General features: G+C 61.2%; 9 protein-coding genes. 1 reads left to right on the top strand and 8 read right to left on the bottom strand.

The genetic code is table 11. From position 1 onward, the window contains the following. From GSM73_RS28320 to GSM73_RS23440, 8 genes are all read right to left on the bottom strand, one after another. A partial coding sequence (locus GSM73_RS28320; RefSeq protein WP_372241410.1) for a hypothetical protein occupies positions 1-72 on the bottom strand: 72 nt, incomplete at its 3' end. Positions 73-86: 14 nt separating this feature from the next. Then, positions 87-1,529 carry a TldD/PmbA family protein gene (locus GSM73_RS23470; protein ID WP_107323027.1) on the bottom strand — a complete coding sequence of 481 codons (1,443 nt, stop codon included), beginning with the start codon at positions 1,527-1,529 and terminating at the stop codon, positions 87-89. A gap of 232 nt (positions 1,530-1,761) precedes the next feature. Continuing rightward, positions 1,762-3,465, bottom strand: coding sequence for a choline dehydrogenase (gene betA, locus GSM73_RS23465; protein ID WP_047230362.1), 1,704 nt, complete (start codon positions 3,463-3,465; stop codon positions 1,762-1,764). A 219-nt stretch (positions 3,466-3,684) separates the two neighbouring features. Then, positions 3,685-5,157: a betaine-aldehyde dehydrogenase gene (gene betB / locus GSM73_RS23460; RefSeq protein ID WP_139048976.1), complete on the bottom strand. Its 1,473-nt coding sequence runs from the start codon at positions 5,155-5,157 to the stop codon at positions 3,685-3,687. An 80-nt stretch (positions 5,158-5,237) separates the two neighbouring features. Further along, complete coding sequence (gene betI, locus GSM73_RS23455; protein WP_047230364.1) at positions 5,238-5,858, bottom strand: transcriptional regulator BetI; 621 nt, start codon at positions 5,856-5,858, stop codon at positions 5,238-5,240. A gap of 310 nt (positions 5,859-6,168) precedes the next feature. Continuing rightward, entirely contained in the window at positions 6,169-7,347 is a 1,179-nt protein-coding gene (choV, locus tag GSM73_RS23450; RefSeq protein ID WP_139048978.1) for a choline ABC transporter ATP-binding protein, read from the bottom strand. Then, complete coding sequence (gene choW / locus GSM73_RS23445; RefSeq protein ID WP_047230366.1) at positions 7,344-8,189, bottom strand: choline ABC transporter permease subunit; 846 nt, start codon at positions 8,187-8,189, stop codon at positions 7,344-7,346. The genes choV and choW overlap by 4 nt, the downstream gene beginning before the upstream one ends. Before the next feature lie 66 nt (positions 8,190-8,255). Next, the gene (locus GSM73_RS23440; RefSeq protein WP_047230367.1) at positions 8,256-9,203 is read right to left on the bottom strand and encodes a choline ABC transporter substrate-binding protein; all 948 of its coding nucleotides are present in this window, start codon (positions 9,201-9,203) and stop codon (positions 8,256-8,258) included. A gap of 422 nt (positions 9,204-9,625) precedes the next feature. On the opposite strand from GSM73_RS23440, the gene GSM73_RS23435 reads away from it, so the two are divergent. After that, positions 9,626-11,002: an L-serine ammonia-lyase gene (locus GSM73_RS23435; protein WP_047230368.1), complete on the top strand. Its 1,377-nt coding sequence runs from the start codon at positions 9,626-9,628 to the stop codon at positions 11,000-11,002. The last annotated feature ends 100 nt before the right edge of the window (positions 11,003-11,102 follow it).

Raw genomic sequence — 11,102 nt, 5'->3', positions numbered from 1 at the left:
TTCGCGCAGTGCATTGCGCAGCCAGTCGACCAACGCCTTGAAAGCCTCGGCCTGATTGTTGCCGGTGCTCATATTGCCGGTGCTCATCAGGCATCCCCCCCAAACACTGCGACATTGCTGAACACGCACGCCGGCGAGGCATGGCCGACGCGGATGACCTGGTTCGGTTCGCCCTTGCCACAATTTGGCGTGCCCAGGACCTGGGCGGTACTGGCATCGCCCACCGCCCGCAGGCTTTTCCAGAATTGCGCGGAAATGCCTCGGTAGTTGGGGTTTTTCACCACGCCCTTGAGCTCGCCGTTTTCGATCAATTGGCCCCACTCGCAACCGAACTGGAATTTGTTGCGGGCATCGTCGATGGACCAGGAGCGGTTGGTGCGCATCAGCACGCCGTGTTCGATGCCCTGGATCAGTTGCTCCAACGATTGGTCGCCGGGTTCGATGTTCAGGTTCGCCATGCGGTCGATGGGCGGGCGATTCCAGCCACAGGCGCGGCTGTTGGCGACTCCGCTCAGGCCAGCGCGAAATTGCGACAGCGCACCACCCAGGGGGCGCAGCAACAGCCCTTCACGAATCAGAAATTCTTTGCTGGCGGCGGTGCCGTCGTCGTCATGGCTGTAGCTGGCCAGCTCTTCGGGAACGTTCGGGTCGAAGGTCACGTTCAATAGCTGGGAGCCGTATTGCAGATGCCCGAAGTCGCCGGTCGTGACGAAACTGGTGCCGGCGTAATTGCGCTCGTCTCCCAGGATGCGGTCCAGTTCCAACGGGTGACCGATGGACTCGTGGATCTGCAGCATCATCTGATCGGGCATCAATAGCAGGTCACGGGGGCCTTGCGGGGTGTTCGGCGCCAGGAGCAATTGCAGGGCCTGGTCGGCGATCTTTGGTGCGGCACCGATCAGGCCGCAGCGGCGGATGACATCGAAGCCGCCTTGCTGGCCGAAGTTCTCACGGCCCAGGGTGCGGGTCTGGCTGTCGTTACCGTCGAAGGCGGTGACGTCCAGGGCCGGATAAACAAAGCGTTGGGCCTGACGCAGTTCGGCGCCGGCGTTATTGAGATAGATCTGCTCGACCTGGGTCAGGCCGATGCTGACCTGCCAGTTTACCAGGCGCTCATCCTTGGGCACCGCGGCGGATTCGTCGCCCAGTAACTGATAGCAGTCGTTGAGGGACGGGAACGCCTGGTCGAAGTGAGGCGAGAAGTAATCGGCGCGGTCGCTGGAGACCGCCTGCTCGCGCAAGTCGAGCAGGGCGTGTGGCTTGAGCCGGCGGGCTTGTTGCTCGGCCCGCTCCAGCGCCGCTTGCAGGCCGGCCTGGGACAGGTCGTTGGTGGCCGCATAGGCCTCGACACCGTCGACCCGCACGGTCAGCATCGCCCCTTCGTCACGGCCCAGGCTGGGCGGTTCGGCGATGTTCTTGCGCACCGACAGATGCTGGCCGGACTCGCGCACGTAGCGCAGGGAAAAGAACTCAGCGCCCGTGCGCAAGGCAGCAAACCGCTGCTTGAGCTGGGGGTGGACATCGAACATGGAACCTCCTTGTCTGGAGTGGCGGTGCAGCGAGGTGCGGCGCATTGACGCGACGGCTCTAGATTAGGCCTGGGCGGGGGAGGGATCAAGGCAGATGGGAATTTGGAATGTCAGGTCGGACGCTATCGCGAGCAGGCTCGCTCCCACAGGTGACGGTTGTCGGGCACAAAGATCTGTGTCCGCCGCAGATCCGTTGTGGGAGCGAGCCTGTTCGCGATAGCGGTGTAATGCCTTACTGCGCCAGAGGCCCGACTTCGCGCATCGGCTTGCCGCGCACCGGCGCGTCGCCGGCCACGTAGTACGGCGCGGTGCTGCGTGGCAGTGGCTGGCGGCCACGGATCTTGTCGGCGATTTTCTCAGCGATCATGATCGTTGGCGCATTCAGGTTGCCGGTGGTGATGATCGGCATGATCGAGGCATCGACCACGCGCAGCCCTTGCATGCCATGCACGCGGCCTTCGCCGTCCACCACCGCCATGTCGTCGGTGCCCATCTTGCACGAGCAGGACGGGTGGAAAGCGGTTTCGGCGTGCTCGCGGATGAACTGGTCCAACTGCTCGTCAGTCTGCACCTCGATGCCCGGACTGATTTCGCGACCGCGGAACGGGTCGAGCGCCGGCTGCTGCATGATCTCGCGGGTCAGGCGGATGCCGTCGCGAAACTCCTGCCAGTCCTGCTCGGTGGCCATGTAGTTGAACAGGATGCTCGGGTGCTGGCGCGGATCCTTGGACTTGGCCTGGATCCGGCCACGGCTTGGCGAACGCATGGAGCCCATGTGTGCCTGGAAACCGTGTTCCTTCACGCCGTTGCTACCGTTGTAGTTAATTGCCACCGGCAGGAAGTGATACTGGATGTTCGGCCAATCGAAGTCCGGGCGGGTGCGGATGAAACCGCCGGCTTCGAACTGGTTGCTGGCGCCGATGCCGGTGCCGTTGAACAGCCATTCGGCACCGATGGCCGGCTGGTTGTACCAGAGCAGCGACGGGTACAGCGAAACCGGCTGGGTGCAGGCGTATTGCAGGTACAGCTCCAGGTGGTCCTGGAGGTTTTCACCGACGCCTGGCAGGTCATGGACCACCGGGATGTCGAGGCTTTCCAGCAGTTTGGCCGGGCCGACGCCGGAGCGTTGCAAAATCTGCGGCGAGGCGATGGCGCCGGAGCAGAGCAATACTTCCTTGCGGGCGCGGGCCTCGACGCGCTCTTCAGCAGCGCCCACCAGATAACGCACGCCGACCGCACGTTTGCCTTCGAACACGATCTTGTCGGTCAGGGCATGGGTGACGATGGTCAGCGTGGGGCGCTTCTTGGCCACGTCCAGGTAACCGCGCGCGGTGCTGGCGCGACGGCCGTTGGGCGTGACGGTACGGTCCATCGGGCCGAAACCTTCCTGCTGATAACCGTTGAGGTCTTCGGTGCGCGGGTAACCGGCCTGAACGCCGGCTTCGACCATGGCATGGAACAGCGGGTTGTTGCCGGCCTTGGGCGTGGTCACGCTGACCGGGCCGTCACCACCGTGGTAGTCGTTCGGGCCGATGTCGCGGGTTTCGGCTTTGCGAAAATACGGCAGGCAGTCCAGGTAGGCCCAGTCTTCCAGGCCCGGCAGCTTGGCCCAATTGTCGTAGTCCAGGGCGTTACCGCGGATGTAGCACATACCGTTGATCAGCGAGGACCCACCCAGGCCCTTGCCGCGACCGCATTCCATGCGACGGCCGTTCATGTGCGGCTCCGGGTCGGTCTCGTAGGCCCAGTTGTAGCGACGACCCTGCAGCGGGAACGCCAGGGCGGCGGGCATTTGCGTGCGGAAATCCAGGCGATAGTCCGGCCCACCGGCTTCGAGCAGCAGGACGGTGACGCCTTCGTCTTCGGTCAGGCGGGTGGCCAGGGTGTTACCGGCCGAACCGGCACCGATGATGATGTAATCGAATTCTTGGGACATGAAATGCACCCTCTTTTTGAATTGGGGTCAGGTCGCGATTGCCTTGACGCCGCGCAACCTGTGGCGAGGGGATTTATCCCCGTTCGGCTGCGCAGCAGTCGTAAATCAGCGACTGGGTTTGTCTGAAGAATGGGGGGCCTTGGGGAGGGGGCTGCTACGCAGCCCCACGGGGATAAATCCCCTCGCCACAACGGCGTTCACTCAAGGCCTCATGTCAGATCAGAACACCGACGCGTAATCGCCCAGTTCGACCTGTACCGATTTGATACGGGTGAAGTTGTTCAGCGAACTGATGCCGTTCTCCCGGCCCACGCCCGATTGCTTGTAACCGCCGACCGGCATTTCGGCGGCCGATTCGCCCCAGGCGTTGATCCAGCAGATGCCGGCTTCGAGCTGATGAATCACCCGGTGCGCGCGGTTCAGGTCGCGGGTTACGACGCCCGCGGCCAGGCCGAAGTCGGTGTCATTGGCGCGACGGATCACTTCTTCTTCGGTTTCATAGGTGAGGATGCTCATCACCGGACCAAAGATTTCTTCACGCACGATGGTCATCTCATCGGTGCAATCGGTGAACACGGTCGGCGCAACAAACGCGCCCTTGGCCAATTCGCCTTCAGTCAAACGACCGCCGCCGCACAGCAGGCGCGCGCCCTCGGCCTTACCTTTCTCGATGTAGCCCAACACGCTTTCCATGTGGGCGAAGCTGACCAGCGGCCCGAAGTTGGTGTTTTCATCTTCTGGATTGCCGATGCGAATACGTGCCACGCGCTCGGCGATCTTGGCTTCGAAAGCTGCCTTGAGATGGCTCGGCACGAACACCCGGGTGCCGTTGGTGCAGACCTGGCCGGAGCTGTAGAAGTTGGCCATCATCGCGGTGTCGGCGGCGCGATCCAGGTCGGCGTCGTCGAAGATGATCAGCGGTGACTTGCCGCCCAGTTCCATGGTCACGTCCTTGAGCGACGAGCTCGAGGCGCTGGCCATGACTTTCTTGCCGGTGTCGGTGCCGCCGGTGAACGAGATTTTCTCGATGCGCGGGTGCTCGGTCAGCCAGGTGCCGACTTCACGGCCGCTGCCCGTCAGCACGTTGAACACCCCCGCTGGTACGCCGGCTTCGGTGTAGATTTCGGCCAGTTTCAGGGTGGTCAGCGAGGTGACTTCGCTCGGCTTGAAGATCATCGCATTGCCAGCTGCCAGGGCCGGTGCCGATTTCCACAACGCGATCTGGATCGGGTAGTTCCACGCGCCGATGCCGGCCACCACGCCCAGGGGTTCGCGACGGGTGTAGACGAACGAAGTGGTGCGCAGCGGCACCTGCTCGCCTTCGATGGCGGGCACCAGGCCGGCGTAGTATTCCAGCACGTCGGCGCCGGTGACGATGTCGACGTAGCGGGTTTCGGAATAGGCTTTGCCAGTGTCGAGGGTTTCCAGGGCGGCCAACTCATCGTTGCGCTCGCGCAGGATATCTACGGCGCGGCGTAGGATGCGCGAACGCTGCATGGCGGTCATGGCGGCCCAGACTTTCTGGCCTTTTTCGGCGCTGACCACGGCGCGCTCGACGTCTTCTTTGGTGGCCCGCTGCACCTGGGCGAGTACTTCACCGTTGGCCGGGTTGATGGCTTCGAAAGTGGCGTCGCCGCTGGCATCGCTGTACGCGCCATCGATGTAGAGTTTTTGCAGTTCGAAACGGGCCATAAAGTCCTCGCAAGTGCATGAGTGGTTGGCTGACCACCGGGGCGTGTCGTCTACAGCTGACTACGCGGTTCGGTGGCGGTTCAGGAGCCGAGCGGTTCTGTGTGCTCTGTTACCCCTGCCTTGGCCAATTGGAAATCCATGTATTCGTAAGCGATCCGGTGCGCCTGGGCGGTATCGAACGCGTCTCCCGACAGCGCCCCGCGCAGCCACAAACCGTCAATCAACGCGGCCAGGCCCCGTGCCGCGCTACGTGCCTCATCGAGGGGCAACACGCGGCGGAACTGGCAACACAGGTTGGAATACAGACGGTGATCGTTGATCCGCTGCAACCTGTGCAAAGACGGGTGGTGCATGCTGGTGGCCCAAAAGGCCAACCAGGTTTTCATTGCCGGGCCATTGACCTGGCTGGCGTCGAAGTTGCCTTCGATGATCACCTGCAGGTGAGCCCTTGGGCTTGGGTCCTCCAGCGCCTGACGGCGTGCAGTGACGTTCTCGCTCAGGACACTCATCAGGTACTGGGCCGTGGCCGCGATCAGGCCATTCTTGTCCTTGAAGTAGTGGCTGATGATGCCGTTGGAGACACCGGCCAAACGGGCGATCAGCGCAATGCTGGCGTCCCCCATCCCGACCTGATCGACCGCTTGCATAGTGGCTTCGATCAATTGCTGGCGGCGGATGGGTTGCATACCGACCTTGGGCATCTGGTACATCTCCTTAGGCCATCCGATGGATGAGTGTTGTCTATCGGAATGAAGGCCAGTCTATTTTGTTTTGATTGAACGTTCAATCAACAAAAATAAGTTCTATGACAAGTCGTCGCTATTTGCCGGGGCGAGGACTTTTGGGGATGTCTTTATAACACTCGTCGGTTGGCATGTAGGCCAAATGCGCTTGATAGCTGGAATACTGTTGTGGTGAGGGGATTTGCATTCCAAGTCAAGCTGGTCAGCAGTTCAGAATCACCCAAACAAAAACGCCGCGATCGTCTCGCGGCGTTTTTTTCGGTTTCGCTTAGCCCAGATTTTTGCCGAGCAGTGCGTGGTACAGCTCACTGTCGCCAAGAATCCCGACGACCTGCTGGTTGTCGTGAAGCACCAGTTTGTTGCCGGTTTGGTAGCGAATCTGCAGCGCGTCGCGCATGCCGATGTTGGAGTCCACCAGGGTCGGACGACGGCCCAGGTCTTCGACGGCTTGGCCCGGGGCCCAATTTTGCAGGTCCAGGGCCGCGCCGTTCTGGCGGGCGCCCTTGATGGTGTTGCCTTCGGCCAGATCGAGCCAGGAGTCGCCGCCCGGATCCAGGCACACCGAACCGTTGATGCGCTTGCAGTTGTCCAGGGTGCGCATCAGGCTGCGGCCACAGAGCACGTTGAGCGGGTTGGTGTGGGCGACGAAGGTGCGCACGTAATCGTCGGCCGGGTTCAGCACGATTTCTTCCGGCTTGCTGTACTGGATGATCCGGCCGTCTTTCATGATCGCGATCCGGCTGCCCAGCTTCAGGGCTTCGTCCAGGTCATGGCTGACGAACACGATGGTCTTGCTCAGTTTGCGTTGCAATTCCAGCAATTCGTCCTGCAAGCCCTGGCGGATCAGTGGGTCGAGGGCCGAGAAAGGTTCGTCCATCAGCAGGATATCGGCGTCCATCGCCAGGGCGCGGGCCAGACCGACCCGTTGCTGCATGCCGCCGGACAACTCGTCCGGTTTCTTGTTGCGCCACTGGGTCAGGCCCACCAGCTCAAGTTTTTCATCCACCAGCTTCTTGCGTTCCTTTTCCGGCCGGCCCTGCATTTCCAGGCCGAAGCTGATGTTTTCGCGCACCGTCAGCCAGGGCATCAGGGCGAACTTCTGGAACACCATGGCAATGCGCTTGGTGCGCATCATCTTCAGTTCGGCCGGGCTGCAGGAGGCGATGTCGATCTGCCGGCCTTCATGCTCGACGAACAACTTCCCGCGACTGACGGTGTTCAAGCCGTTGATGCAACGCAGCAGGCTGGATTTACCGGAGCCGGAAAGCCCCATCAGTACGCAGATTTCGCCTTTTTCAATGTCCAGGCTGGCTTTTTCCACACCGACGATTTGCCCGGTTTTCTTCAGGATTTCGTTGCGTGTCATGCCTTGGTCGAGCAGCTTGAGGGCTTCACGTGGATCTTTGGAGAAGATCACGTCGACCTCTTCGAAGCGGATTATGCTCATGCGTCACCCCCTACTTTGGCGTCGGGTTGCTTGCAGATTCGGTCGAGCATGATTGCCAGCAATACGATCGCCAGGCCTGCTTCGAAGCCCAGGGCGATATCAGCGGTGTTCAGTGCGTTGACCACGGGTTTGCCCAGGCCGTCGGCACCCACCAGCGCGGCGATGACCACCATCGACAACGACAGCATGATGCATTGGGTGATACCGGCCGCGATGCTGGGCATCGCATGGGGCAGTTCGATACGGGACAGCAGTTGGCGACGGGAGCAGCCGAAGGCTTTGCCGGCGTCCATCAGTTCGTCCGGAACGTCGCGGATACCCAGGTAGGTCAAGCGGATGGGCGCGGCAATCGCGAACACCACCGTCGAGATCAGACCGGGGACCACACCCAGCCCGAAAAGGGTCAGGGTAGGAATGAGGTAAACGAAGGTCGGTACGGTCTGCATCAGATCGAGCACCGGACGCATCATGGTGTAGAACAGCGGCTTGTGCGCGGCAACAATGCCCAGCGGCACGCCGATCAAGACACAGACCAGGGTCGCGAACAGCACCTGGGCCAGGGTTTCCATGGTTTCCTGCCAGTAACCCAGGTTCAGGATAAGCAGAAAGGCTGCGATAACGAAGACCGTCAGGCCCCACTTGCGCTGGATAAAATGCGCCAGTAGAGCGATGAGGCCGATCAAGACAAGCGGGTTGAACCAGGTCAGCGCAAACGTCACGCCGTGAATCATCGTTTCCAGTGACAAGGCGATGGCATCGAATGTGTTGGCGCCGTGTTGCGTCAACCAGTCGACAAAGCCCGCAATGTACTGGCCCAAGGGTATTTTCTGATCAATCAGCATGGTAGTGAACATCCGCATGCAAGGAATAAACAGCCCGGACGAGCGAACCCGCCCGGCATAAAAGCATTACTGCGCAAGCTTGGCTTTCACGGCTTCCAGGCCGGGTTTACCGTCAATGGTGGTCACGCCAGCGAGCCAGGTATCGAGTACCTGTGGGTTTTTCTTCAGCCAGGCCTTGGCGGCTGCGTCAGGCTTCATCTTGTCGTCAAGCACGTTGCCCATCAGCGTGCTTTCCATGTCCAGGGTGAAGGTCAGGTTTTTCAACAACTGACCTACGTTGCTGCATTCCTGGACGTAGCCTTTGCGGGTATTGGTGTAGATGGTTGCCTGGCCGAAATTCGGACCGAAGTACTCGTCACCACCGGTGAGGTACTTCATTTTGAAGCGGGTGTTCATTGGATGTGGTTCCCAGCCCAGGAACACCACGGCGGTGCTGCGGCGCTCGGCGCGATCGACCTGTGACAACATGCCGGCTTCGCTGGACTCGACGATCTTGAAACCGGCGTCCTTCAGGCCGAAGGCATTCTTGTCGATCATGCTCTGGATCAGGCGGTTGCCGTCGTTACCCGGTTCGATGCCGTAGATCTTGCCGTCCAGTTCCTTCTTGAACTTGGCGATGTCGGCGAAATCCTTCAGCCCTTTGTTATAGAGCTCTTCGGGCACCGCCAGGGTGTACTTGGCGTTCTCCAGGTTGGCCCGCACCGTATCCACGGTGCCGGCTTCGCGGTAGGCCTTGATGTCGTTTTCCATCGTCGGCATCCAGTTGCCGAGGAACACATCCATGTTCTTGCCGTCGGCCAGGGACTTGTAGGTCACCGGTACGGAAATCATGGTGGTCTTGGTTTTGTAGCCCAGGGCCTCAAGTACCACGCTGGTGGTGGCGGTGGTCACGGTGATGTCGGTCCAGCCGACATCGGAGAAGTTGACGGTGCTGCACTGCGCGGGTTCAGCAGCGTTGGCCAGCATCGGAAGACTCAGCATGGCGGCCAACAACAACGGCGTGGAACCTTTCATGGGTGGACTCCTGGTGTTTTATCGGCGGTGTCCGGTCAGGACCACCGCGCTTATTGGGGTTGCGGTTGGTGGCGCGTGGGCACTCTTCGACACGCGGCCTTGCAAACGAGCCGTAACCGATCATGTACCAGTGCAAATCTGTCGCCTACAGGGTGCGTCGTATCCAGTACAGGGAGGGTCGCATCCAGTGTCAGTGACGTCGTTTACAGATTTTTTTCACCCTTGGCTGGCCTCTGATACGCAAAAAACGTCGTAAAACCGGGGCAAAGGGCGGGCGACGTCGGTGGGCATGATTGCGTCGGTGTCAGACGTCGAACGCCCTGGCAAAAGCCGGATGATGCGGGCATCCCGGCGTTGAGCGTAGCAGCTCCGCCACCGGGCGCTCCTGCGCCCGGATGTGCCTGTTCTGGAGGTTCTCGGCAATGGCAATCAGCGTGTTCGACCTGTTCAAAATTGGTATCGGCCCGTCCAGTTCCCACACCGTGGGGCCCATGCGCGCTGCAGCGTTGTTCGTTGAAGCGATGCGCGCGAAGTCGTTGCTGCGCGATGTGCGTCGGGTCGAGGTGCAGCTGTTCGGCTCGTTGTCAGCAACAGGCATCGGCCATGGCAGTGACAACGCGGTGATCATGGGTTTGATGGGCGAGTGGCCAGACGCGATCGATCCGTCGCAGATTGGCCCGCGCATCGAGTTGTTGCGCCAAACCCAGACCCTACTGCTGGACGGTCGCCTGCCGGTGCCTTTCGTCTGGTCCCGGGATATGCGCCTGCTCGACGAAAACCTGCCGTTCCACCCCAACGCGATGACGCTGGTGGCCGAGGGTGACCACGGCGAGTTGCACCGCGACACCTATTATTCAGTCGGCGGTGGCTTCGTCGTCGATCAGGCCCAGGCGTCCAGCGGCGTGGTGGATCTGGACGTCACTGAACTGCCTTACGATTTTTCCAGTGCCGAAGAACTGCTCCAGTTGTGTAGCACCCACAACCTTCGGGTGGCCGAGCTCATGATGGCCAACGAAAAGGTCTGGCGCTCGGAGGAGGAGATCCGCAGCGGCCTGATGAAACTCTGGCGGGCGATGCAGGATTGCGTCGAGCAGGGTCTCAAGCATGAGGGCATCTTGCCCGGCGGTTTGAATGTGCGCCGGCGAGCGGCCAAGCTGCACCGCAGCCTGCAAGAGCTGAACAAGCCCAATGTCATCGGCTCGACTCTCAGCGCCATGGAATGGGTCAACCTGTTCGCCCTGGCGGTCAATGAAGAAAACGCCGCCGGTGGGCGCATGGTCACGGCCCCGACCAATGGTGCGGCGGGGATCATTCCGGCGGTGCTGCATTACTTCATGAAATTCAGCGAAGCGGTCACCGATGCCAACGTCGTGGATTACTTCCTCGGCGCGGCGGCGGTGGGCATCCTGTGTAAAAAGAACGCCTCTATCTCCGGTGCCGAAGTCGGTTGCCAAGGAGAGGTGGGCTCGGCCTGCGCCATGGCGGCGGCCGGCCTGGCGGAGATCCTCGGTGCGACGCCTGAGCAACTGTGCAACGCGGCGGAAATCGGCCTGGAGCACAACCTTGGCCTGACCTGCGATCCGGTGGGCGGCCTGGTACAGGTGCCGTGTATCGAGCGCAACGCGATCGCCGCGGTGAAAGCCATCAACGCCGCGCAGATGGCGCTGCGCGGAGACGGCCAGCACTTCATCTCTCTGGACCGGGTGATCCGCACCATGCGCGATACCGGCGCCGACATGCATGACAAATATAAAGAGACATCGCGCGGTGGACTGGCGGTCAGTGCGGTGGAGTGCTGATCGCCTCGCCCGAGGCGATCGCATATCGCTCACAAAATGCCCACCGATCCACAAACGCGCCACCTTTTAGCGCGTCGCAAACAGACATGACACCGTTTGT

The organism is Pseudomonas sp. PICF6, from assembly GCF_009831705.1.
Classification (GTDB): domain Bacteria; phylum Pseudomonadota; class Gammaproteobacteria; order Pseudomonadales; family Pseudomonadaceae; genus Aquipseudomonas; species Aquipseudomonas rhizophila.
The sequence above is the reverse complement of the archived record's forward strand: the minus strand, read 5'-3'. Positions and strand labels throughout refer to the sequence as shown.

Bases quoted from the DNA above. Each gene is read 5' to 3' on its own strand.
- GSM73_RS23470 (WP_107323027.1), bottom strand. From the start codon at position 1,529: ATGTTCGATGTCCACCCCCAGCTCAAGCAGCGGTTTGCTGCCTTGCGC.
- betA (WP_047230362.1), bottom strand. From the start codon at position 3,465: ATGTCCCAAGAATTCGATTACATCATCATCGGTGCCGGTTCGGCCGGT.
- betB (WP_139048976.1), bottom strand. From the start codon at position 5,157: ATGGCCCGTTTCGAACTGCAAAAACTCTACATCGATGGCGCGTACAGC.
- betI (WP_047230364.1), bottom strand. From the start codon at position 5,858: ATGCCCAAGGTCGGTATGCAACCCATCCGCCGCCAGCAATTGATCGAA.
- choV (WP_139048978.1), bottom strand. From the start codon at position 7,347: ATGAGCATAATCCGCTTCGAAGAGGTCGACGTGATCTTCTCCAAAGAT.
- choW (WP_047230366.1), bottom strand. From the start codon at position 8,189: ATGCTGATTGATCAGAAAATACCCTTGGGCCAGTACATTGCGGGCTTT.
- GSM73_RS23440 (WP_047230367.1), bottom strand. From the start codon at position 9,203: ATGAAAGGTTCCACGCCGTTGTTGTTGGCCGCCATGCTGAGTCTTCCG.
- GSM73_RS23435 (WP_047230368.1), top strand. From the start codon at position 9,626: ATGGCAATCAGCGTGTTCGACCTGTTCAAAATTGGTATCGGCCCGTCC.